At 54.6% G+C, this 24,007-nt stretch carries 20 protein-coding genes; 7 read left to right on the top strand and 13 right to left on the bottom strand.

All coding sequences use genetic code 11. The features are described 5' to 3' along the window. Window positions 1-9 precede the first annotated feature (9 nt). The 3 genes from D888_RS0100990 to D888_RS0100980 all read right to left on the bottom strand — a co-directional run bounded on the left by D888_RS0100990 (window position 10) and on the right by D888_RS0100980 (window position 4,676). Window positions 10-858 (bottom strand): SphA family protein, encoded by an 849-nt coding sequence (locus tag D888_RS0100990; protein ID WP_020674654.1) that lies wholly within the window; start codon window positions 856-858, stop codon window positions 10-12. A 297-nt stretch (window positions 859-1,155) separates the two neighbouring features. After that, window positions 1,156-2,544: a sigma-54-dependent transcriptional regulator gene (locus D888_RS20280; protein WP_020674653.1), complete on the bottom strand. Its 1,389-nt coding sequence runs from the start codon at window positions 2,542-2,544 to the stop codon at window positions 1,156-1,158. Continuing rightward, window positions 2,541-4,676: a HAMP domain-containing histidine kinase gene (locus D888_RS0100980; protein ID WP_020674652.1), complete on the bottom strand. Its 2,136-nt coding sequence runs from the start codon at window positions 4,674-4,676 to the stop codon at window positions 2,541-2,543. Before D888_RS0100980 ends, D888_RS20280 begins: the two co-directional genes overlap by 4 nt. Before the next feature lie 704 nt (window positions 4,677-5,380). On the opposite strand from D888_RS0100980, the gene D888_RS0100975 reads away from it, so the two are divergent. Beyond that, window positions 5,381-5,818, top strand: coding sequence for a Fur family transcriptional regulator (locus D888_RS0100975; protein WP_020674651.1), 438 nt, complete (start codon window positions 5,381-5,383; stop codon window positions 5,816-5,818). A gap of 185 nt (window positions 5,819-6,003) precedes the next feature. Then, complete coding sequence (katG, locus tag D888_RS0100965) at window positions 6,004-8,199, top strand: catalase/peroxidase HPI (protein WP_020674649.1); 2,196 nt, start codon at window positions 6,004-6,006, stop codon at window positions 8,197-8,199. 158 nt (window positions 8,200-8,357) lie between these two features. Here the strand turns inward: katG and D888_RS0100960 are convergent, their stop codons facing one another. Further along, window positions 8,358-9,086: a PP2C family protein-serine/threonine phosphatase gene (locus D888_RS0100960; protein ID WP_020674648.1), complete on the bottom strand. Its 729-nt coding sequence runs from the start codon at window positions 9,084-9,086 to the stop codon at window positions 8,358-8,360. A 145-nt stretch (window positions 9,087-9,231) separates the two neighbouring features. Here D888_RS0100960 and D888_RS0100955 point away from each other — a divergent pair, with 145 nt between their 5' ends. The 3 genes from D888_RS0100955 (at window position 9,232) to mltG (ending at window position 12,145) form a co-directional block, all read left to right on the top strand. Beyond that, window positions 9,232-10,404, top strand: a complete 1,173-nt coding sequence (locus tag D888_RS0100955; RefSeq protein WP_033423290.1) for an MFS transporter — start codon at window positions 9,232-9,234, stop codon at window positions 10,402-10,404. Window positions 10,405-10,550: 146 nt separating this feature from the next. Then, complete coding sequence (gene plsY / locus D888_RS0100950) at window positions 10,551-11,138, top strand: glycerol-3-phosphate 1-O-acyltransferase PlsY (RefSeq protein WP_020674646.1); 588 nt, start codon at window positions 10,551-10,553, stop codon at window positions 11,136-11,138. An 11-nt stretch (window positions 11,139-11,149) separates the two neighbouring features. Next, the gene (mltG, locus tag D888_RS0100945; protein WP_020674645.1) at window positions 11,150-12,145 is read left to right on the top strand and encodes an endolytic transglycosylase MltG; all 996 of its coding nucleotides are present in this window, start codon (window positions 11,150-11,152) and stop codon (window positions 12,143-12,145) included. Window positions 12,146-12,220: 75 nt separating this feature from the next. On the opposite strand, the gene D888_RS20275 is transcribed toward mltG, so the two are convergent. The 4 genes from D888_RS20275 to D888_RS0100925 all read right to left on the bottom strand — a co-directional run bounded on the left by D888_RS20275 (window position 12,221) and on the right by D888_RS0100925 (window position 17,782). After that, window positions 12,221-12,532 (bottom strand): cupin domain-containing protein, encoded by a 312-nt coding sequence (locus tag D888_RS20275; RefSeq protein WP_020674644.1) that lies wholly within the window; start codon window positions 12,530-12,532, stop codon window positions 12,221-12,223. Between the two features lie 11 nt (window positions 12,533-12,543). Beyond that, the gene (locus tag D888_RS0100935; RefSeq protein WP_020674643.1) at window positions 12,544-15,108 is read right to left on the bottom strand and encodes a molybdopterin-dependent oxidoreductase; all 2,565 of its coding nucleotides are present in this window, start codon (window positions 15,106-15,108) and stop codon (window positions 12,544-12,546) included. Window positions 15,109-15,173: 65 nt separating this feature from the next. Continuing rightward, window positions 15,174-17,129 carry an FAD-dependent oxidoreductase gene (locus D888_RS0100930; RefSeq protein WP_020674642.1) on the bottom strand — a complete coding sequence of 652 codons (1,956 nt, stop codon included), beginning with the start codon at window positions 17,127-17,129 and terminating at the stop codon, window positions 15,174-15,176. Window positions 17,130-17,365: 236 nt separating this feature from the next. Continuing rightward, complete coding sequence (locus D888_RS0100925; RefSeq protein ID WP_020674641.1) at window positions 17,366-17,782, bottom strand: hypothetical protein; 417 nt, start codon at window positions 17,780-17,782, stop codon at window positions 17,366-17,368. 173 nt (window positions 17,783-17,955) lie between these two features. Here D888_RS0100925 and grxC point away from each other — a divergent pair, with 173 nt between their 5' ends. After that, window positions 17,956-18,204 carry a glutaredoxin 3 gene (gene grxC / locus D888_RS0100920; RefSeq protein WP_020674640.1) on the top strand — a complete coding sequence of 83 codons (249 nt, stop codon included), beginning with the start codon at window positions 17,956-17,958 and terminating at the stop codon, window positions 18,202-18,204. A 111-nt stretch (window positions 18,205-18,315) separates the two neighbouring features. After that, window positions 18,316-19,698, top strand: a complete 1,383-nt coding sequence (locus D888_RS22755) for a S1C family serine protease (RefSeq protein WP_020674639.1) — start codon at window positions 18,316-18,318, stop codon at window positions 19,696-19,698. A gap of 52 nt (window positions 19,699-19,750) precedes the next feature. Here D888_RS22755 and D888_RS0100910 read toward each other — a convergent pair whose 3' ends face one another. The 5 genes from D888_RS0100910 to D888_RS0100890 are packed head-to-tail and all read right to left on the bottom strand — an operon-like array spanning window position 19,751 to window position 24,002. Continuing rightward, window positions 19,751-20,320, bottom strand: a complete 570-nt coding sequence (locus D888_RS0100910; protein ID WP_020674638.1) for a CoA pyrophosphatase — start codon at window positions 20,318-20,320, stop codon at window positions 19,751-19,753. After that, window positions 20,317-20,976 carry a ribulose-phosphate 3-epimerase gene (gene rpe, locus D888_RS0100905; RefSeq protein ID WP_020674637.1) on the bottom strand — a complete coding sequence of 220 codons (660 nt, stop codon included), beginning with the start codon at window positions 20,974-20,976 and terminating at the stop codon, window positions 20,317-20,319. The genes D888_RS0100910 and rpe overlap by 4 nt, the downstream gene beginning before the upstream one ends. Window positions 20,977-20,999: 23 nt before the next feature. Then, the gene (rsmB, locus tag D888_RS0100900) at window positions 21,000-22,364 is read right to left on the bottom strand and encodes a 16S rRNA (cytosine(967)-C(5))-methyltransferase RsmB (protein WP_020674636.1); all 1,365 of its coding nucleotides are present in this window, start codon (window positions 22,362-22,364) and stop codon (window positions 21,000-21,002) included. Further along, window positions 22,365-23,195 (bottom strand): zinc metalloprotease HtpX, encoded by an 831-nt coding sequence (gene htpX, locus D888_RS0100895; RefSeq protein WP_020674635.1) that lies wholly within the window; start codon window positions 23,193-23,195, stop codon window positions 22,365-22,367. It abuts the gene before it with no gap. An 18-nt stretch (window positions 23,196-23,213) separates the two neighbouring features. Continuing rightward, complete coding sequence (locus D888_RS0100890) at window positions 23,214-24,002, bottom strand: DUF116 domain-containing protein (protein WP_020674634.1); 789 nt, start codon at window positions 24,000-24,002, stop codon at window positions 23,214-23,216. Between the last annotated feature and the right edge of the window lie 5 nt (window positions 24,003-24,007).

Raw genomic sequence — 24,007 nt, 5'->3', positions numbered from 1 at the left:
CCCGCTGCATCAGAAGGCATAAGACAGTCGCAGCCAAACATCATCTCCCTGGGTATCGTTTTTTGCGCTCAGATCGTGGGTCCAGCGAAGATTGACTCCAATCTTTTCGGTGGCCTGATAGCCGAGGGTCGGACCGAATTGAAGTCTTCTGGCCTTGGTGTCGGCAACGGAGCTTCCGCCAACCTTGCCATTCTCCAGATCCCAGTAGCCGCCACCATTCACACCCAGGATCAGCTTGTCAGTGAGCTGGTAACCCAGGCTGGCTTCCACCTCGAACCTCTTTGGCGCCTGGAAGTTGTTGTCCGATTCTTTATTGTGGTGATAAAGGTTCAGGTTCATGTCGTAAACGAACCCTTTCCACAACTGCTCCAGGGCAAGCTGATGCTCAAAATACCAGTGGTTTTGACCGAGATTGATGGCTTGATTCATATTCCACTCGCCGGTCGGCGCTGTCAGGTAGAGCCAGTACGAAAGGTAGGTGCCACTTTTTTCATTCGTGTAAAGAAAGACGCCAGGACCGAAGGTGATATCTCCCAGACCCGAGGATTTTTCATTCAGCAACTTCGTCTCTTTAACTTCACCAAAGGGGACAATGACCTGGAGCGCAATAGGTATTTTCCCGAAATGGTGATAATAGAGCCCACGCAAAAGACTGACTTTCGCGGTAAGATCGATGTCGAGCGCCTTGTTGCCGCTGGCATCGTTTATCCGATCCGCCTGGTAGTAATTGCCGTAATAAAGGCCATAAAGCCCATCGGGGGGGAGAATATTGTCGTAGGGATCGACCAGCACGGCCCCGGCGGCACTTACCCAGAGAAAAGTTAGTCCCAGACACAAAGAAATTACGGTTTTTTTCATTTCACAGATCCTCCCTTATTGGTAGCAAGACGAATGACATTAACTCGCCCTCGGTATATTCAAACAACGTTCCACAATAAATATATCGCGCATAAAACTGCTGATATTCAATTGTATGTTACTTAAACTAAAGGGATTTTTATTTCAGAATTGGATAAACACTGTTCTATCTATTTTCAGCGAAGTGGACCTGAGGGACGGAGATAGAGACATTAATAGCCCTATCTTGAGCTGAGAGACGGGACATCTATGTCCCGGGTGCGGAAAGCAAGGGGAAACCGGGACAAAATTGTCTCATTATTTACGAAAAAGGGCGGGATCGAGGCCAAGATGCTGCAACAACCGACTTAGATGTCTGCGGTTGAGCCCAGCGTGCTCGGCTACGCGTGTCACATTGCCCCGATAATAACCGAGCAGTTTTCTGAAGTACTCGATGCCCACTTCGGCGAGTAATTTCTCTTTGAGGCTGGCATAAGATTCAGGGGGCAATGCCGAAATAGAGTCGCTGCGCAAATAAGCCGGAAGATGAAGAGGATCAAGTCTTTCCGGATTATGGAAGGTCATGATCTGCTCAAGCAGGTGGACCAGTTCCCGGATATTTCCAGGCCAGGGATAGCGTTGAAAAATAGCCATAACTTCAGGGCTAACCGTCTGAATCTTACGATTCAGCTTGCGGTTGAGTCGGCCGAGGTAATGTTGAACCAACAAGGGGATATCCTCCGACCGCTCACGCAAGGGGGGGACAGGGATTTCGATCACCTTGAGCCGGTAGAAGAGATCCTCGCGAAACCCACCCTCTGCCACCCATTTTTCAAGATTCCGGTTGGTCGCGGCCACGATCCGTGCTTCGGAGGTTCGTTGTCGGGATTCTCCGACGCGCGAAAAGGTTTTTTCCTGCAGGACCCGCAACAGTTTTTTTTGGAGGACATGAGGGATCTCACCAATCTCGTCAAGGAAAACAGTACCGTCAGCTGCAGCTTCGAAATAGCCCGCCCGCTCTCGATATGCGCCGGTAAAGGCGCCCTTGACGTGCCCGAACAGCTCACTTTCCAGCAGAGAATCGGGAATGGCAGCACAGTCAACTGTAATAAAGGGTTTCTCCTTACGTGAACCCGAAACATGGACAGCACGAGCGACCAGCTCTTTACCTGTTCCGCTTTCGCCGGTTACCAGAACCGTGGAATCGGTTTCGGCAACCGCCGTTACAGCCTCAATGACCTCGCGGATCGCGGCGCTTTCCCCGACAATCCCTTCAAAAGTCCCTATCCGGGCAGTAGTTTCGGCAAGCAATTGATAACGCCGCTTTTGCCCGCGATAATTGAGGGCCTGCTGCAGAGTCAATTCGATTTTGGTCAGGTCGAAGGGTTTTTCCAGAAAATCATAGGCCCCATTGCGCACTGCCTGAACAGCAGTCTCTATCGTCGCGTGTGCGGTCAGGAGCAAGACCGGCAGTTCAGGCTCGATCAGGAGTGCTCGGCGTAACAACTCTAGACCATCCATCCCCGGCATTTTGAGATCAAAGATTACGACATCTGGATCCCAGGAACCGATTCCAACCAAGCCTTTTAAGGGATCGTGTTCGCCAAGCACCTCATAACCCATCTGCCTCAATGCCTGAACCAGCGCCTCAAGCAAGGCCTTATCATCATCAACCACCAGAATTCGGGGACGGGCAACAGTACTCATTCACTCTCTCCTGCAGGAAATATCACGCGAAATCGGCACCCTTTGGGGCTCAGGTTTTGGACCTCAATTCTGCCATGGTGACCGTCAACAATGCTGCTGACAACGGCCAGACCAAGCCCCGTCCCCTTCCCCACCTCCTTGGTCGTAAAGAAGGGGTCAAAGATATGCGGCATCACCTCTTCCGAAATCCCTGGCCCCTCGTCTTCGACCTCAAGGATGAATACGGATGATTCACTTTCAGATAAAATGTAGCTGGTCCGAATCAGCACCTGTCCCGCCTCTGTCTGAGAAGCGATGGCGTTGCCCAATAGATTCCATAATATCTGCTTGAAGCCTGACTGATCGAGACAACAATCCGCTGGGGTTTCACTGAGAAACAGGTGCAACTCAACCCCCATGGCACCCGCTTCATGCCTGGCCATCTCGACAACATCTCGTACCAGGACATCCGGATTAACTCTGGTTTTTACTAATTTCTGCAAACGGGAGAGATTCAGGAAATTACGCAATATTAGTTGTATGCGATCAATTTCACCCATGACTTTTTGCAAATTATCGGAGGCTTCACCGGAAAGGTCCGAACGCCGCAGCAAGAGCTGTGTATAGGTCGAGATGGTCGCCAGAGGGTTATTGACCTCATGCGCCACCCCGGCCGCCAGACGACCAACAGCTGTAAGTTTGCGCCCCTGTTCAACTTCAGCGTTTGCCTTTTCAAGTTTCTGATTTTGCACGAGAAGGCTCTCCGCCATGGAGTTTAGGGCCTGGCTGAGGTCGCCAAACTCAGTCCCTTCATCGCGGACCCTGTGGGTAAGGTTGCCGCGGCCGAATTCGCGAATGCCGGCCAGGAGGGTGCGCAGCCCGCGAGACTGGTGGGCCACCACCACATAGCCGATGCTTGCCATTGCGAGGACGGCAAAAACCAGAAAATGCACGAAGTTTCCCCGAATTCGCTCAGTTTCTGAAAATATTGCTTGAGCTTTTTTATTCACCGGGCCGAGCAGGTCCTCTTCTGGAACCAAAAGAAAAAGCTGCCAACCTAACGATTCGACTTGGGCATATCCCACATAAGCTCTTAACTCTGGGGTATTAACGAAATCTACGCCAAACTTATCTCGCTTCGGCCCCACGACCGCCCGACCTGTTGCGGAAAGGAACTCAGGCGTAAGAGACTGGCCAGCGGAAGGTAGCGTGGGATTCAAACCAAGGACGGCGAGGGGTAGATTCTCAGAGGCAGCGATTATCTCACCATGCGACATGAGCAGGGTGCTCGAGCCATCGGTCAAACGAACCTGGCGAATCTCCTTGAGCAGAGTTTCTACGGTGATATCAACACCAACGGTGGCGCGTTGCTCCCCGCCGACAAAGACCGGAGATAAGCAGGAAATCATATTATCCTGCGTCAACGGATCGGTGTAGACCGGAGTAAAAACCTCTTGCCTCGAGGGATTATGCGCAGGATCTGAAAGATAGTAGAAAGGCCAGGAGGTTACCTTTGGGTAGCGAGGTAGATGCTTGAAATCCCGCCATGGGTAAGTGCGACTGATGAGATCTTTATGAATAAACCATCCAAGAACCACCCGTGGCTCTGATTTCACCAAAGGCTTGAGGATAATATCCAAACTTTCAGTTGCCGAAATCAACGAATCAAGCGAGGTATTGTACTCTGGAATATTTCGTGGTGACTTCGCGCTACCGAAATTTTCCATCGCTGGAATCAGCGAATCCAATGAGGGCAGCCGCCGGGGGACATACAGACTTGAATTTCCGTCATCTACCGGGTTGGAGTAATCACCAACCTCATCCAACCGGTAATGACTGCCATTCCGATACCGAAAATTGTCCGGATTTTCCAAAATAGCCTGGGACAAAGCGCTAAGCAGATGCACCTCATCGCGGATATCTGAAAATTCCGTGGAAATTTTTCCCGCTTTTTGCGCCAGGTGGTTTTTTAAAAAGTCAATTTGTGCTGTGAGTAGCGCATTTCTGACCTCCTGAAGCGAAACATCCTTGATTGTGCGCAGGTGCCGGAAAGTAAGATTGGATATCACTCCGATCGGCACCAAAAAGAGCACCATGGCACAGACGAAGATTTTGAAAATCAGGCGTTTTTTCCCCCAATATTCCAGAAACATAAGATTGTGACCTTAATCTGTTACAGAGATAGACAATCCGGCCAGTACGTCAACACGATCAACGCACATCTCTCAAACGCGTGCCAAGACAGCATAACGGGCTCTCCTGATAGCCCCCCTGGCATCTGCGTCTGAAACGTAAAATAACACCGTTCTTTTTTATTGCACGATATGATCCATTATTCGAAATGAAATTTCGAGGTGTCAGGAAATTCATACAATCCGGTGACTCACCTGCTTCAAATAAGGTGGGGTGCCGAAGTTTAAATTCTCACTTACAGACAAAGTTTTTGGTAAATTTCCGACACCAAGCCTCCAGTCTCCGCGGAATAGAACAAAAGAGCAACTCCGCTTCATCTGGCCTGTATAAGCAGGACGGATTCAAATTGCACGGAGGCAATTGGCCTTTCAGTTCCTCTAGAAAAACATCTATAGGTTAACTGCCCGAGCTGGCAGCAAGGGCTCATTTATGAAAATAATATTAGACTGAATAGAACTATATTTCAAAAATATTGCCTTTTGAGAAGCTCAAGAAAACTGTTCGAGAGCAGAAGGCCTCCGAGAACCGAACGATACTATGTGCTGACAGAGTCCCATTGCCCTGAAGTGATGATCTGAGATAGCGGCTTGACATACCGCTGGCATTTTGTGATTGTTTATTAACAATCATTCTCATCAGGGGGCCTCTTATAAAGGAACACAAAATGAGTAATATTCAGTCGCGATTGGATGAAATCCTGACTAAACTTCGCCAACGCGATTTCCGTATCACACCGCAGCGCATAGCCATCCTCAAGATATTTCTTCAGAGTCAGGATCACCCTGGTATTGAGCAGGTCTATGAAGAAGTCAAAGTAAATTTCCCCACGACCAGTTTAGCCACGGTATATAAAACTGTCAGCCTGCTCAAAGATATCGGTGAAATCCTGGAGATTGGTTTCACGGATGGGGGAAAACGTTACGACGGCAACAAACCCTATCCTCATCCTCATCTGATCTGTACCCAATGTAAAAAGATCAGCGATCCCCAAGTCAACCTGCCAGACCAAATGACGACAGAAATCGCCAATGCAAGCGGTTTCCGCATCGATTCACACCAGGTCACGTTCTTTGGTGTCTGTCCCTCTTGTCAAAAAAAGTAGGGCGCATATTTTTTTAAGCACTTACGGATAACTATTATCTATAAGTATTGACAAAATCATAAGCAGTGGTAAGAATAAAATAGATCTTCTCAGCCTGCACTTCTTCAGGGCGCTTATTTCTGGAAAAGATGGTCATTTCCTGTGCAGTGTCGTGAATGAGGTCATCATAAACAGGAGAAAATTTTATGAATGAAGCAAACAAGTGCCCGGTCACGGGCAGAACCAGCAAACAAGTAGCTGGCGGCGGCACCTCGAACCGCGATTGGTGGCCGAACCAGTTGAACCTTAAGATACTTCATCAGAACTCTTCCCTGTCCAATCCTATGGGCGAAGTGTTCAACTACGCTGAGGAGTTCAAGAGTCTTGACCTTTCTGCCGTTAAGCAGGATCTCTTTGCGCTGATGACCGACTCTCAGGATTGGTGGCCGGCCGACTACGGTCACTACGGCGGGCTCTTCATCCGCATGGCCTGGCACAGCGCAGGGACATACCGCACGGGAGATGGCCGCGGCGGAGCAGGGTCAGGTAGCCAGCGTCTTGCGCCGCTTAACAGCTGGCCCGACAACGTGAACCTCGACAAGGCGCGCCGTCTGCTTTGGCCGATCAAGCAGAAATACGGCAAGAAAATCTCCTGGGCCGACCTGATGATCCTCGCCGGCAACTGCGCGCTGGAGTCGATGGGTTTTAAGACCTTCGGGTTTGCCGGCGGCCGCGAAGATATCTGGGAACCGGAAGAGGACATTTACTGGGGATCAGAGGACGAGTGGTTGGGGGATAAGCGCTATAAAGGCGACCGCGAACTCGACAATCCCCTTGCCGCTGTGCAGATGGGCCTGATCTACGTGAATCCGGAAGGGCCTAACGGCGAACCGGATCCTGTCGCGTCGGGTATCGACGTACGGGAGACCTTCGCGCGCATGGCGATGAACGACGCAGAGACCGTCGCACTTGTCGCCGGCGGACACACCTTCGGAAAATGCCATGGTGCTGGCGATGCCGCCCATGTCAGCCCTGAGCCGGAAGGCGCCGGCATTGAAGAACAGGGCCTCGGCTGGAAGAGCAGTTTCGGCAGCGGCAAAGGCGGCGATACGATCGGCAGCGGGATCGAGGGCGCCTGGAAGCCGAACCCCACCAAATGGGACATGGGTTATCTGAAGGTCCTCTTTAAATACGAGTGGGAGCTGGTTAAGAGCCCGGCCGGCGCTCATCAGTGGCTGGCGAGGGATGTAGCCGCAGAGGACATGGTGGTTGACGCATACGACTCATCGAAGAAGCACCGTCCGATGATGACCACGGCGGACCTCTCGCTGAAAATGGATCCCGTCTATAACCCGATTGCTAAGCGCTACCACGACAACCCTGAAGAGTTCGCGGATGCCTTCGCCCGTGCCTGGTTCAAGCTGACCCACCGCGACATGGGCCCGCGCTCGCGTTATCTCGGCGCGGAAGTGCCTGAGGAAGAGCTCCTCTGGCAGGACCCGATCCCCGCGGTCACGCATAAATTGATTGATCTGCAGGAGATCACCGCCCTTAAGGCGAAGATCCTCGCTACTGGGCTCTCTGTCTCACAACTGGTCACGACGGCCTGGGCGTCTGCATCCACCTTCCGCGGCTCCGACAAACGCGGCGGGGCCAACGGGGCGCGCATCCGGCTCGCCCCGCAGAAGGATTGGAAAGTTAACCAGCCCGCCCAACTGAAGCGCGTGCTGCAGACCCTTGAGGGAATTCAAAAGGAGTTCAACAGCGCGCAGGCGGGCGGGAAGAAGGTTTCCCTCGCCGACTTGATTGTATTGGGGGGCTGTGCAGCGGTTGAGAAAGCTGCGAAGAATGCCGGCCATAATGTGACCGTCCCCTTCACGCCGGGACGCATGGATGCGACACAGGAGCAAACCGACGTGGAGGCATTCGCCGTACTCGAACCAGACGCAGACGGGTTCCGTAACTATCTCAAAACCAAATACAGCGTATCGGCAGAGGAGCTGCTGCTTGATCGGGCTCAGTTACTAACCTTGACCGCTCCCGAGATGACGGTTCTCATTGGCGGCTTGCGTGTCTTGAAGACAAACTTCGGAGAGTCCCCATATGGCGTCTTCACCAAGCGGCCAGAGACGCTCACCAATGATTTTTTCGTGAATCTGCTCGACATGCGCACCACCTGGAAGGCGACCTCAAAAGTCGATGATCTCTTCGAAGGCCGTGATCGCACCACGGGCGAACTCAAGTGGACCGGCACCCGTGCCGATCTCATTTTCGGTTCGCACTCCCTGCTTCGTGCCGTCGCGGAAGTCTACGCCTGTAAGGACTCTCAAGAAAAGTTCCTGCACGACTTTGTCGCCGCGTGGAATAAAGTCATGAACCTTGATCGATTTGACCTCGCCTGAACCTGGTAAATAGATAGAGTAATAAAAGGCCAGCTGGATAGCTGGCCTTTTATCTTTGAAGATCCCCATCATATCCTGCTTTTCAGCTCAGCCTTTTTAGTGGTCCACTTACGCAGGGAATCCACCCTGCACTGTTTAAAAAAATTCAGAGCAGAAAACTACTTAAGCGTAATGCTCATCAGCAAAACATCATCCTGAAAACCAAACCCCGCGTATGACTCGGCCTCAGAGAGTATGGCCTGATTCAATGCCTGACCGCTGAGATGGCGATGTGCAATAAAACTCCGGGACAACCTTTCGATCCCGAAGGCCTGCCCCGCGACGTCTTCCACCTCTATCAAGCCATCAGAATAGATCAGAAACCGATCACCGGTTTTTAATGGCAGACGCTCTGAACCACAAAGCAGCGGCATTGGGTCGGCGATGCCGAGATAGGTAATGATCGATTCCCATTCCCGGCAGCGCTCTTGCCCCTGTTGCAGTTGCAGGACCGGTGGGTGGGCTGCCCCCGTCAGGGACATGTTGCCGGATTCAAAATCCAGCAACAGTGCATAAAATGTTGTATACATGCCAGTATCGCCCAGGCGTTTACACAGGTAGGCGTTCAGATCGGCAACCAGATCACAGGGGATCAGATCGGGCCTGGCCTGGGTGAGGATATAGGTATTGATCCGCGCGGCAAAAAGGGCCGCCGAGACACCATGACCAACCGCATCGCAGATAGCGACCAGTATCCGGTCTTTCCCCAGGGGAAGAATGCTGCAGTAGTCCCCGCCGAGAGCATGCAGAGGGCGCAGACTAATCGCAATGTTCAGACGGTCATCGTCAAAATCATCGGGCAGGAAACCGTAATGAACCTTGGCCGCGAGTTGCAGGTCTTCTGACATGGTCATCTCCAAGCGTCATGTTGTGGGACCTAAAGGTTCAACATATCATGGCATGGGAATGATATTAATCCTTTATCTTTAACGGACATTGACGCAGACTATCCTCCTTTGAAAGGTGCCGCCCTTGTCCGCAAAATTTTTCGATATGGTTTCAGCCGAACAGCGCCCGATGTTGCGCTTCTTGATTGTCCAGACCACGGCCTCGGTGGTCGGACTTCAGTGCTGGATGATCCTGTTCAACAACTTTGCCGTGGAATCCGCCGGTCTCAATGGTCTGCAGATCGGGATCATCGGTTCGATGCGCGAGATCCCCGGCTTTCTGGCGCTACTGGCAATTTTCGTGCTGCTGCTGATCCGCGAGCACAAACTCTCAGCGCTCTCCATCATCTGTCTCGGCATCGGCATCGGTCTGACCGGGGTCTTCCCCAGCTTCACCGGTCTGGTGATCACCACGCTGATCATGAGCTTCGGGTTTCACTACTACGAGACCACCAATCAGTCGCTGACCCTGCAGTATTTCGACACCGTCACATCGCCGCTGGTTTTCGGCAGATTGCGTAGCCTGGCGGCGGCGACCAGCATCGGCGTTGGCCTGTTGCTGTTTCTGCTCGGCCTGGTCTGCAGCTACGAAGTTATGTTTCTGGCGGTCGGCAGTCTGATCCTCGCCGCGGGTCTCTGGGGCCTGCAGCAGGACCCGACTCATACCCGCGTGCCGCCGCAGCATCGCAAGATGATCTTCCGCAAGAAGTATGCACTCTATTATTTTCTGACCTTTATGGCCGGCGCCCGACGTCAGATTTTTATCGCCTTTTCGGTCTATCTGCTGGTCGAGGTCTTTCACTGTACGCTGACCGAGATCACCCTGCTGTTTGTCGTCAACAACGCGGTCAATTATCTGCTGAGTCCCAGGATCGGGCGGGCCATCGTCCGCTTCGGCGAACGCAAGGTCCTGTCGCTTGAGTATGCCGGCCTCATCGCTATTTTCATGGTCTACGCCTTCAGCGGCTCTAAAATCGTGGTCATCCTGATGTACATTCTTGATCATATCCTATTCAATTTCGCCATCGCCATCCGCACCTACTTCCAGAAGGTCGCGGATCCACAGGACATCGCCCCGAGTATGGCGGTCGGCTTCACCATCAATCATGTTGCCGCGGTGGTCATGCCGGCCATCGGCGGGGCACTCTGGCTGGTTGATTATCGCATCCCCTTTATTTTCGGCGCCCTTCTCGCCCTGGTTTCCTTGTTGGCCGTACAACGTATTCCGCAATTCTCCGACCCCGATCTCAAAGGGAGCGCTTCAGCCTTAGGGACCTGAACACGCAGCAGCCCAGAGGTGAACCATCTTGCTTTTTTCTGTGCGAGAATGGTAAAAACAGGCCTCAATAAAGAACCCGGCTACATTGACATGAGGGCACAGATACATACCCGCCCCCCACCCTCTACTCCGAACCGAAAAACACTATGACCCTTTTCATACTACTCCTCGCCAGCTACCTGATCGGTGCCATTCCCACCGGTGTCGTGTTGACCCATATGGTCGGTGGCCAGGACATCCGTAAAACCGGCAGCGGGAATATCGGGGCGACCAATGTCTACCGCGTGGCGGGGCGTAAACTCGGAATTTTGACTCTGGTGGGTGATTGCCTGAAGGGGGTTTTTCCGGTGGCGATTGCAGTTTATACGCTGCATCTTCCCGTTGAGCAAGTCGCCGGTGTTGCGCTGGCTGCCTTCCTTGGCCATTGTTATCCGGTTTATCTGAAGTTCAAGGGGGGAAAAGGCGTGGCGACCGCCCTCGGAATTTTTCTGGTTCTCTCTCCGTTTTCCGTGCTCGGCGTGCTGGGTATTTTCGTTGTAGTCCTTTATCTGTGGCGGTTTATTTCACTGGCGTCAATTACAGCCGCTGCTGCGGTCCCTTTTCTGGTCCTGTTCTTTGAACGTTCAATCCCGCTCGTTGTCGCCACCCTGGTGATTGCGACAATCGTCATCTGGCGTCATCGTGCCAATATTGAGCGCCTGCGCACAGGCAGCGAAAACCGCTTTAACCTTTAGGCTAAAATAGAATGCGCTTTCGCTGGAGACACCGCCTGCTTCTGGTTTTTGTCGTGTGGCTGTTCTGCACTCTGGGCTTCGGCTGGTGGTCGCTCTTTTCACCGCTTACGCCGCCGGCCGAAAGTTCTGTGAGCATCGAGTCTGGCAGCTCGCTGCTCTCCATCGCCAATACCCTGGCCGATCATCAAATCATCCGTTCTGCGCTGACATTTCGCTTACTGGCCCGCATTCAGGGACGTGCAACAGCCCTCCAGGCCGGCACCTACAGCTTTACCCGCGCCGCAGCAGCCAGCGTCGTTCTCGATCGACTTACCGCTGGCGATGTTGATCAGGTGAGCATTACCATCCCGGAAGGGTTTAATCTCCAGCAGATCGCCCGACGCCTGGCTGAAGCAGGGGTCGCTGACCAGACTAAAATCATCGCTGCTGCTCAAGATGCCGCCTTTCTCGACAAACTCGGCGTCAAGGCCAAGTCGCTTGAAGGTTACCTGTTTCCCGAAACCTACCACTTTGTCCCCGGTATCAGCCGGTTTGAGCTGCTGCGGATGATGGTCAATGAAACTGAGCTCCAGCTGCTCCGCCTGCAGAAACTCGACAAACACAAAACCCATTTCAACCGCCATCAGTTACTGACCCTGGCCTCGATTATCCAGAAGGAGACCGGCCAGGAAGAGGAGATGCCGTTGATTTCGGCGGTGTTTTATAACCGCCTCGCACGCAACATGCCGTTACAGACGGATCCGACCGTCATCTACGGGATCCCGGATTTTAATGGGAATCTGACCCGCAAGGACCTGCAAACCCAAAGCCCCTACAACACCTATCTGAATCGGGGACTGCCACCGGGACCGATTGCCAGCCCGGGATTCAAGGCGCTGCAGGCCGCGGCCGAGCCGGCCCAGAGCGATTACCTCTACTTTGTGGCACGTGGCGATGGGACTCATCAGTTTTCTAGCACCCTCGCCGAACACAATCGCGCGGTGCGTAAATTTCAACTTCATCATTGACCTTGAAGATACAACGCAAAAAGCCCAGCGCCTCGCGATGAGGGGCTGGGCTTTTTATTTGGGCGATGCTTGTTCCTAGCCGGCGGAGACGCTGACGAAGACCAGACCTTCAGTCCCTGAATTTTCAATTCCGTGAGATTCACCGGCGGGCGCAACCAGAACAGTCCCGGCGGAGACAGCCACCTTCTCGTGCGCCTCGGCCAGATAATTCCCTGTGCCTTCGAGCACGACCCAGTAATGATCACCGGCATGGACGTGGGCATGGATATGCTGTCCGGGCAACAGACACCAGAGGGTCATGCGCCCATGGGTGGTTTCGCCGAGAGAGACCTTGTTGGCTTTCTCCTGACTGTAGGCAATTTTGTCCTGATAGTTTGCGTATTGCATGAATCGCCTTTCTAGGCTTTAGCCAGTTGAACACCAATACGGTTGCTGCCATCCGTCAGCAAACCCTGAATTCCCAAATCGGAAAAATGATAGGGCGCAAAAATAAGTCCACTCGGCAGGGCTTCGTCGATTTGAACCTTGCCGGTGGTCGAGCCAACCCGCGTCGTCAACCTGACGCGCGCCCCATCGACAACCCCGGCCGCTGCTGCGTCGGCGGGATTGATACGCACGACACCCTGGTTCTCAACTTCGAGAGGCCCGGCAGACCAGGTCGAGGTCGTACCGAAGTGATAGATTGATTTGCCACTCACCAGTTGCAGGCCGGTTTCGACCTCGACGATCTTCGGGGTCTGATAATGAAACCCTTTCAGGGTCGGACGATAGGGTTGCTTGAGGCAGGGGTGATTACGCGCATCCCCGGCAAAACAGATGTCGCCATAAAGCCCACTTAAGCCACTGACTTCGGCCAGAATCTCATTGCGACTGATGCTGACCGCCTGTTTCGTCAGACGCCCATAGAGACCGGCAAAGATCTCCCAGTCCTCGAGGGACTCACCCGGGGAGGAAATCGCCTTCTCCAGCGACCGCACGCGATGATCGATGGAGGTGACACTGCCACCTTTTTCTGCCCAGGAAGCTCCGGGCAGAACCACCTTCGCCAGCTTGGTCACTGCGGTCGGCAGAATATCCTGCACCACCAGGAAATCAACTTTTTCGAGCGCCTTGCGCCAACGGTTAGCGTTCGGGTAGGTCAGGGGATTGGTTGCCGCCAGATACAGGAACTTGATCTGACCGGCCTCGATCCCTTCAAGGATCCCCATGGCATCGAGTCCGCCTGCGGGGAGTTCGGCCTTCCATAACTTGCCGAAGCGCTCGCGTGATGCGGTATAAGGTTGGTAGCCGGGCAGATATTCAGGGCAGACGCCCATGTCGAGCATGCCCTGCATGTTCCCCTTTTCATCAAGGGGGAACAGGCCGCCGGCATCGCCGCCACGCAAGGCGCCACAGAGAATCGCAAGGTCGGAAATGGCGATGGCCTTCTCATACCCACGGATACTCTTGGTGATCTCAGCGCCAAAGATAATCGAAACGGTTTTGGCCGCACCGAGCATATCAGCGGTCTCTTCCAATAATTTACGGCTGACGCCGGTGTCAGCACAGACCTTGTCAACATTAATCGCCTCAAGATGGACCTTGAGCTCTTCCGGGTTGGCCAGACACTGATTAAGGTACGGAGTATCAAGCAGATTGCGTTCGTAAAGCAGACGGCTGATCCCGTTAGCGAGTTCAAGTTCGGTGCCTGGCTTACAGACCAGTGAAACATTGGCAAACTTGCTCAGCTTGACCTTGTGCATGCCGGCGACAATCAGCTTGCCATCGTTACGCCGACAGGAATTCTGCACCTGCCAGTCAACCGCCGGAACTTCGGCCGTCGGATCAGCACCAAACACCAGCACCGCATCAGACTTACCGATAGCGCTGAGCAGGTTGCTGGCGCCTCGGAGTCCCAGCACCGACTCGGTCGCCTTCAAGGCACGCAGGGCTCCGAAACGGGCCTCGGAATCGATATTGTTGCTGCCGAGGGCGACGCGGAACAGCTTCTGAAACAGGTAATTCTCTTCATTAGACAGGCGCGGCGACCCCAATCCAGCCAGGGTTTGCGAGCCGTTTGCTTCGCGGATCGCTTCAACCTCGCTCACAATGGTGTCAAACGCCTGGTCCCAACTCGCCGTTTCCTGCCCGATCAGAGGTTGGGTCAAGCGCTCGGCATGATTGACATAGCCGTAACTGAAAAAGCCCCCGATGCAAAGGTTGCCGTTGTTGGTTGTCCCCGCGTCATCCGAAGTGATCCGGTAGATCTCATTGCCATGGGTGTTGATATCGATCTGGCAATGGCTGGGACAGAAGGTACACACCGATGGCGTCTTGCGCAGCGCCCAGGGGCGAGCCTTGAACTTGAACGGTTTGGAGTTGAGGGTCCCGGTTGGACAAACGGCCACGCAGTTGCCACAGAATTCGCAGTTGAGCGGTTTGCCGTCGCGGGTGTCGATATAGGCAGCTTCACCCGGATTATGCACCTGCAGTGCGCTGGCGCCAACGATCTCATGGCAGACCTTGACGCATTTTTCACACAGGATACAGCGTGAGGGAACCTGCTGAATCAACGGCCAGTTGTTGATGTCCGCATGATTGAGGTTCTCCCCCTCAAATCGCTGAGTAGAGACTTCCAGCCCGTAGCAGCTGTCCTGCAGATCGCATTCGCCCCCGGCATCACAGACCGGGCAATCGAGGGGATGATTGACCAGCATCAGCTGCATCACCTGCTGACGGATCTTCTTCAGCTTCTCCGTCTGAGTCGTAACCTGCATCCCTTCAGTTGCGGGGGTATTGCAGGCGGTCATCGGTTTGTCAGCGCCTTCGATCTCAACCACGCAGATGCGACAGGCACCGGTCGGGGAGATCTTTTTTAAAAAACAGAGCGTCGGGATCTTGACCCCGACCTTTTCTGCGGCCGCAAGGATCGTAGCGCCTTTAGCAATCTCTACGTCACGACCATCTATCTTGAGGTTGACCATGATATCTCCACTTCAAGCCATCGACCGGGACTCTAGCCGGCACTAAAGCTCAGGTTTATAGCGTTTCAACCGACCGCAATCATACCGACACGATAACAACGCAGACAGCGCTCAGCCTCGGTCACAGCCTGGCTTTCAGGCATTGCCAGTTCAATTTCAGCGTAATTGCGCGCACGTTCGGCACCACTGACCTTCGGCTGATGTTCCCGATGCAGGCCGCCGATAAGTCCGGTATGCTCTTTTTTATTGAAGACACCCAGTTCGGCGACCAGATCTTCCATCGCATCGGCATCATCGCGATAGGCCTTGCCTTCAGTCAACCAGCGGGACATGGCCCGCGCCGCACGGCGCCCCTGGCCAACCGCAGCGACGACGGTCATCGGGCCAATCTCGCAGTCACCACCAGCGAACACACCCTCGGAATCGGTCATCAGCACGCCGCCCTTGGTAACAATGGTGCTCCAGCGGGTGGTCTCAATCCCCAGATCATCCTGCTCGAGGAAGGAGAGATCGGGATCCTGACCGATAGCCGGGATGACCATGTCGCAGGGGATGACATATTCGCTGCCGGGCATGGGCGCGGGGCGACGGCGACCCGATTCATCCGGCTCGCCGAGTTCCATGACCACCACTTCAACGCCGACGACCTTGCCATCTTCATGCACCAGACGCGTCGGATTGCGTAGAAACTCAAATTGTACGCCTTCTTCATCAGCGTCATCGACCTCGTAGGATTCAGCCGGCATCTCCTTGCGCGTCCGACGATAGATGAGAATCGAATCCTCGGCGCCTTCACGCAGCGCGACCCGCACGCAGTCAATAGCGGTGTTCCCACCGCCAACCACGATCACGCGCTTGCCGGTTTTTATCGGCTGCCCCAACGCCACGGTGCGCAGGTAATTGATCCCCCCTTCGGAGAAACCTTCATAGCCTGCGTCTTCACCTTCGACCCCCATCGGTTTGGAGCGAAAAGCGCCAACGCCGAGGAAGACCGCGTCATATTGTTCTTTAAGCTCTTTGAGCGAAACATCGACACCGAGCTTGGTGTTATAGCGGATTTCGACGCCAAGCGCTTCAACAATCTCATACTCACGCCGCAACAGGTCGCGCGGCATACGGTAATCGGGGATGCCGACGGCCACGGTGCCACCCGGCTCGGGGAGCATATCGAGGATGGTGACTTTAAACCCGTCGAGGGCCAGATAATAAGCAGTCGAAATGCCGGCCGGGCCGCCTCCGACCACGCAGACGGTCTTCCCTTTGGCGGGTGCCGGCTTCATCGGGGGGGTCTTGTGATGCATCCATTCATGGTCGGCGGCAACCCGCTTCAAGACCATGATGCTAACCGGCTCATCGACCAGCGCACGCCGGCAGGCAGTTTCACAGGGGTGCGGACAGACGCGGCCGCAAACTGCGGGGATCGGCATATTGCGCCGAATCACATCAAGAGACTCGTCGAAACGACGATCTTTAATCTCTTCGATGTAGGCCGGGATATCGATATGCGCCGGACAGCGGTCCATGCAGGGCGCAGTCAATTTATCGGTGTAACGCAGATTGACCGCCGGGGTCTTTTCCCCGCGGGTGTAAGCCAAATACTCATCGCGGAAATACTTGATGGTATCGAACACCGGAATGGCGGAGGTCATACACAGCGTACACTTGCAGCTTTCGAGCAGCAGGGCCAGATCTTCAATGGTCTGCAGATCTTCTTCCTGACCGTGACCAGCCAGAATGCGCGCCAGTGTATCCTGCAGAACCCGTGTCCCCTTTTTGCCGGGAGTACATTTGCCGCAGCAGTATTTTTCCTGCACCCGCTTCATATATTCGGCCGCCATTGCGACCACATCGACATTTTTGTCGAGCAGGATCAGACCATCCCACCCGATAAACGCCTTAATCTCACCATCTTCAAGATATTGAGCAGGGAGCTTGATCTGCAACTCGCCCAGGGGTTGTGGTTGCCCCTTGCGGTTATCGACAATCTCTCTCCCCCAGCTGGAAAAAATCACCTCTGCCAAACTGGCCTCCTGTAACCTGCTTCAATCTCCCTTTGAAGGGGAGATCGATAAACCCCTGTGCAGGGGGATAATTGCCCGATCAATGAACGGTTTACAGTACCCGAAAATCGTATACAGTATGCAGGTAGATACCACAGACGGCAAAGCAAAATCAAGGCCATTTTTAGCCTTTACCGCTTACCATAGATGAGTTTAACCGATTGAAAATATGATGTTTTTCACTAGTTTCGGCAGTTTCAGGGAAAAGTTGGTGGCGCCCCCTGCACCTGCCAGGTCCCGGGTTGATTCGCGTCGACCGGAATCAATACCCAGTCGATTTTCCAGTGCCATTCCTTAACCTGGGGCGACGGCAGCAGGTAATATTTGAATTCCAGTTCGCTCTTGGCGGTTCCGGTTTTTTTGTCCAGCTGACTGAAAAGGTATTCCGCCTCGACGATATGCAGATTATCCTTGTACTGCCCAAAAGATTCCAACAACTGCGCACGATACTCATCCTGCAGGAACTCCGCAGCCCCCCTGTAATCCTGCCAACGCATCGCCTCCATAAATCGCTTGCTGGTATGCTGATAACCGGGGCCAAGATCAACCTTCGAGGCACAGCCTGCCAGCATCAGGCTCAGAATACAGGCTGACAGATAAAAAAGCTTCTTCATGTTCCCTCCCGGAGAGATCGGATTATAAGGGGTTTAAAGCAAATCGGAAAATCACGCAGATTTTTCCCGACAACAGGTTGCATGCTTGTAATTTTTGGATAGACTTCTGCCCTTGCGCTACGAGACAGCGCCCATTCTAACACGAATTTTTAAATCCACTCCTGGGAGAAGTCATGAATCAGACCGAAATTTACACCAAAGACTACTGCCCATATTGCCACCGGGCCAAGGAACTCCTGAGCATTAAGGGGATCCCCTTCATTGAACACGATGTCACTAAAAATAGCGCTCTGGAAACACAGATGAGACAACGGACTGGCCAACAGACGGTCCCGCAGATTTTCATCGGAACCCGGCATATTGGCGGCTGCGATGATCTGTTTGCCCTGGATGAACAGGGGAAACTTGACCCGCTCCTGTAAGCAAGCTGAAAGACATGCATTAGTTCATTAGTTTTTATTGGTTTTTCTGCAGGCTGCGTTATAGTTAGACAACCTCGATTCAGCGCCATAAGCACCAGTCTGGAATTCGACGTGGTCTGTCCAACGCTCCCTAAACGCGAGACCCTGATCATGTATTTTCAGCCCCGCATATACCTCCCGTTGCTGTTTTTTCTGCTCGCGCTGATCAGCATCCCCTGTCATGTGCATGCCGATGAACGGATCAACCGGCCTGCTTACCTGAGTACCTCCCTCGACCCGCAACTCTATGATTCAAACCTGTGGGAGACTTCTTATCAGGAAACGCTGGACCAATTCTACTCCACCGAAACGGAAAATTTCGGTTATAGCCTCGCTGAGGGACTGAAAAAGACCGTCATTCGCGGGCCGCTGAAAGTCCTGCCGGGTTATCGCATCGAAGACCAGAAAAGTTTTCGCCAGAAAGGGGAGCCCGATGCCTTTCTGGTAGCGATTGACCTGCGCTACACCTACGGTCTCGGTAATGGTAGCCCGCTCGCGGCGCTAGCGACCTTCGGCACCTGCTTTCTCGCCGCACCCGTTAAAATGTTCACCTACAGCGCCATGCTTGAAGGGCATGTTGTGGTCTACTATGTCGATAAAGATCTGGAAAAAATCCGCGTTTTCGATAAGGATTACACCAGTAAAGCCTCGCTGAAGGGGAGCTTTTTTGGGGCACAGGAAATGTCGCAAGAGGTCAAATGGATCCGTAAGTTGACCCGCCAAACCCTGGCTGACATGAATAGGCAGATCCTTGCGGAACTCCCGTTGCAACTGCTGCAGCGGTCCTGGCGTAAGGTTGCCGATGAGTTGAATCGCACCCCCACCAGCAGACGGACCCCGCTGACGACGACTACCAGAGCGGCTAAAACAAAGTCCGTCACCACCCGATCAACAACCCAAAAGCTTGAACTCCCCGACATGATCCGTCAGGTCAGCCCGAGCGTTTTCAAGGTTTTAACCGAAAAGAGCACCGGCAGCGGCTTTATCATCTCTGACCGCGGCTATGCCGTCACCAGCCTGCATGTCGTAAAGGGTGCCGAAGAGATCAAACTTCAGTTCCTGCAGGGCGGCACCTTGAAAGCCCACATGATCCTCAGTGATCCAAAGCTGGACATTGCGGTGCTCGCTGTCGCGCCCGAAAACCTGATCCCCCTCCAACTGGGGCAATCTTCAGGTGTTCACGTTGGCGAAGCGATGGTGGCCATCGGTTATGGCGAAGATGTCGGCTTGTCGGTTGTCCCAACCACCATCACCCGCGTCGAAAAATATCAGGGCACCACGCTGCTGCGAATCGACACCAAGCTCAGTGACGGAAATTCCGGCGGGCCGCTGCTCGACAGCTCCGGCCAAGTCATGGGGATCAACATCCGCCGCGCTGACGACCAGCAGAAAAAGGCCTCCTTTGCGATCCCGATTGATGAGGCCCGACGTTTCTTCAACCATCTGCTCAATTAATAACAGGAGGCCGTAAATTTGATATCCACGACCTCCTGTCATAATTTAGATCTCAGCCCTGTTCAAGCAAAGGCACAAGCCGCTGCAATAAATCCTTCAGAATCGTCCCCGTCATCCCCCAGATCACATAGCCGTCCAGCGTGTAAAAATCGACCGGGATACTCCGCCCGCGATGCTGCCAGTCTTCCTGATGGTAGATTTGCGGATTATTAAGGGCTCTCAGCGGAAGCTCGATCAACTCAGCGATCTCTCCGGTCTCAACCACGAATTCCAGCTCGGTTGGAAGCAGGCCGACATGGCAGCTGACGCGATATTTATGGATGGAATAACAGTCATTCAGACGACCCAGATGCTCGACCTGATCCGGTTCAACGCCGATTTCCTCCCGGGTCTCTCGCAGAGCGGTCGCCCAGTCATCGTCATCCAGCGGCTCAACCCCCCCGCCCGGGAACGAGATCTCCCCGGCATGATGCGTCAGATGGTCGGTCCGCCGGGTCAGGATCAGCTGCAGCTCACCTGCACACAGGCGTAGGGGTACAAGCACCGCTGCCGCGCGCATTTGTCTCTGAGGCAGGATTTTGATTTGAGGTTCGGCCAGAACCCCCTTCAGCTCGGCGATCATCTCTGGACTGCATTCTCCTTCAGCGCGCGGATCGTCGCGGCGTAGTCACTCATCGAAAAGACCGCACTCCCCGCAACAAAGACATCAGCACCGGCGGCAGCGATCCGTCCGATATTATCAGGCTTCACCCCACCATCGACTTCAAGTTCGACCCGCAGACCCCGCGCGTCGATCATCTTGCGCAACTGCTCAATCTTAGGCAGACAGTTCTCGATAAAGGATTGTCCGCCGAAGCCGGGATTAACTGACATGATCAAAACCAGATCGAGGTCATCAAGAATTACTTCGAGACTGCTGACCGGCGTCGCCGGATTGATCGACACCCCGGCCCTTTTCCCCTGACTCTTGATCAATTGCACCGTACGGTGGAGATGATGCACTGCCTCCTGATGAACGGTGATGATATCGGCCCCCGCCCGGGCAAACTCGGGGATATAAAGATCGGGGTTCTCGATCATCAGATGGACATCAAAGGGGAGCTCGGTCACCTTACGCAGCCCATCAACCACCAGCGGGCCGATGGTGATGTTCGGCACAAAATGACCGTCCATCACGTCGACATGGACATAATCGGCGCCGGCAGCGGCGATGGCCGCAACCTCTTCACCCAGGCGGGTAAAGTCGGCGGAGAGTATTGAAGGGGCTATCTTGACCATCAGCTGATCCTCCTGTTGCTTGTTCAAGCTTGGCGCCGCAACTTCACGGCAAAAAATGCGTCCATTCCATCATGCTGATGCGGGAAGCTGCGCAGGGCCCCCGAAGGGTCGAGCAGCGCTTGCCAGTGATCTGAAACCTGCCCACCAAACGACTCAAGGTCAAATTCACGGTGATTCTCGAGAAAGGTCTCGATGACCCCGGTAGTTTCAGCACGACTGAAAGTACAGACCGAATAGAGCAATATACCGCCGCGCTTCACCAGAGGGGCCACATTAAACAGAATCTTCAGCTGCAGTTCGGCCAATACTTTCAACTCGGCGGCCTGACGCGTCCAGCGACTCTCCGGATTACGTCGCAAGACCCCCAGCCCGCTGCAGGGTGCGTCGACCAGCACCCGGTCGAAACTGTCTATTTCAAGAAAATCGGGGAACTCTTCCAGATCATATTGGCGCGCTTCGATACAGGTGCAACCATTCCGCGCCGCCCCCTGCTCCAGTAATCGCACCCGCTGGGGGTGTTTCTCCAGCGCCAGGATCCGGGCGCGATTCCCGGTCAGGGCGGCGATATGGGTGGTTTTCCCCCCGGGTGCCGCGCAGGCGTCGAGAATCTTCTCCCCCGGTTGGGGATCAAGCAGATGGGCGATGAGCATACTCGCCTCATCCTGCACCTGATACCAGCCTTCTTCATCCCCCGGAATCCCGCCCGGGCCACGCTGTTCGATGATAAGACCCTCGGGAGCGAAGCCGCACTCCCGATACTGAAAACCAGCCCCATCCAGCGCCGCCTTGAAACCTGCGGCATCGGTTTTCAAGCCGTTGATCCGCAGACTCATGGGCGCGGCCTGACTGAGCGCCTCACCGAAGCTGCGTGCGCCCTCATTCGGCAGCTGGCTCATGATCTCGCGCGCCAGCCATTTAGGAAGACTGCAGACCTGCTCCAGATACTCGCGGACCTTCTCCGGCGGTGGCCAATTCAACTGATCGCGCTTGCGATCCAGTTCGCGCAGGGTGCCGTTGACCAGCCCGGCAAGCCGTTCCAGGTCGAGTTTACGCGCCAGCTCGACGGTTTCGTTCACCGCCGCACGCACCGGAATCCGCTCCAGCTCCAGCAGCTGGTAGGCGCCGATACGCAGCAGCTGCTGCGCCGCTGATTCGAGCCTGGCAAAGGGCTGACGACTGACCTGGGCCAGGGCAAAATCGAGTCGCCCGCGCAGCCGCAGAATGCCGTAGACCAGTTCGGTCAAGAGCGCGCGATCACGCGGATCGGTCCCCCGGTTGCGCTTGAGCAGCGTGTCGAGGGCCAGATCGGAATAGGCCCCCAGTTCGACCTTTTGCAACACCTCGAAGGCGGCGCGCCGCGCATCAAGTGGATAATATTCAGTAGACAATTAGACGCTCATCCCTTCGAGTCGGCGAATCCGTTCGGCCATCGGCGGGTGGGTCGAAAAGAGTGAGGCCAGCCCTCCGCCGCTCAGCGGGCTGACAATAAACATATGCGCCGTCGCTTCATTGACCTTGGGCATCGGCCGCTGCTGATTGGCCGTTTCAAGCTTGCTTAAGGCACTGGCAAGAAACCGCGGGTTACCGCAGTAACGCGCACCGCCCGCATCCGCGCCAAATTCACGTGAGCGCGAGATCGCCATCTGCACCAGCATCGCCGCAATCGGCCCCAGGATCATCAGCAAGATCATCCCCAGCGGATTGCTGTCCTCGTTGTCCCGCCCGCCACCAAAGAGCATCGACCACTGAGCCATATGCGCCAGAAAGCCAATCGCACCGGCCAGCGTCGCCGCAATCGAACCGATCAAAATATCGCGATGCTGGACATGGGCCAGCTCATGCGCCATCACCCCCATCAACTCATCACGGCTGAGCACCTGCAGAATCCCTTCGGTCGCCGCAACCACGGCGTGCTCTGGGTTACGTCCGGTGGCAAAGGCGTTCGGGGTCGACTGCGGGAGCATGTAAACCTGAGGCATACTGAACTGATTACGCTGACAGAGTTGAGCGACCACCTCAAACAAGGGCCCGCTGTGAACCTGCTGCCCACGATACATCTTGATCACAACCTTGTCGGAAAACCAGTAAGACCCCATGTTCAGCGCTCCGGCCAGCACCAACGCAAACAGGGCGCCACCCTGGCCGCCAAGGGCGCCGCCGGCAAACACCAGCACCAGCGTCAGCAGGGTCATCAACATGACGGTTTTTGCGATATTCATTGGCGCTAACTCCTTTTTCTATCCAGGCCGGGATGCGGCAGGAAGAACATATTCCTGCAAAACCTCTTCGACCTCGGGGAGCAGAATATGGGTATTGAAACAGGGACCGTTGGGGCGTTTATTAAGGATGCCGACCACCGGCAGCGGGTAGGCGTCGCGGATGCCCGAGGTCAGATCGCGCTCGCAGGCAACCGCGACAATCAACTTGGGACGCTTCTCAACAATCAGTTTACGCGCCAGGGTCCCGCCGGTCGCGACCGCCATCTCAATCCCGAATTTCTGGGCCAGGCCGAGCAGGCCACTGATATCACACTTGTCACAGCGCACGCACTTTTCAACATCACCGGTGATCTTGATCGCACAGTCGAACATCTGGATACAATGAGGGAGCAAAATCAGAGTCCGCTCAGCGGGAACCCGCAGCCTGCGGGTATGTACGAGCTGGTTATTGAGCGCTATAAACGAGCGCTGCAGCATGTCGCGATCGACCCCGAACAGCTTGCCCAGAGAGATTATCGCCGGAAACAGGTAACGCACCACCAGGCCGCGCAACGACTGCAGCATAAACAGGTCGCGCCCGGTCAGCAGGGTCAGAATCAGCAGCCCGAGACCTCCCACAATAAACAGCGCCAGGCCCAGTAGGATAACACCAAAAACAACCGGCAATATCGGATGAATATTTTCAAGACCGACGCTCGGCACCCACCAGAGCAAAAAAGTCAGACCCAGTACCAGCGCCGCCCCCACCGCCAATAGAAGGATAAACAGCCGCTTGCGCGGCTGTGGAATATTTTCAGATCCGGTCATAGAAA

Origin of the sequence: Geopsychrobacter electrodiphilus DSM 16401 (assembly GCF_000384395.1) — a bacterium.
In the GTDB taxonomy this organism is placed as follows: domain Bacteria; phylum Desulfobacterota; class Desulfuromonadia; order Desulfuromonadales; family Geopsychrobacteraceae; genus Geopsychrobacter; species Geopsychrobacter electrodiphilus.
The sequence above is the reverse complement of the archived record's forward strand: the minus strand, read 5'-3'. Positions and strand labels throughout refer to the sequence as shown.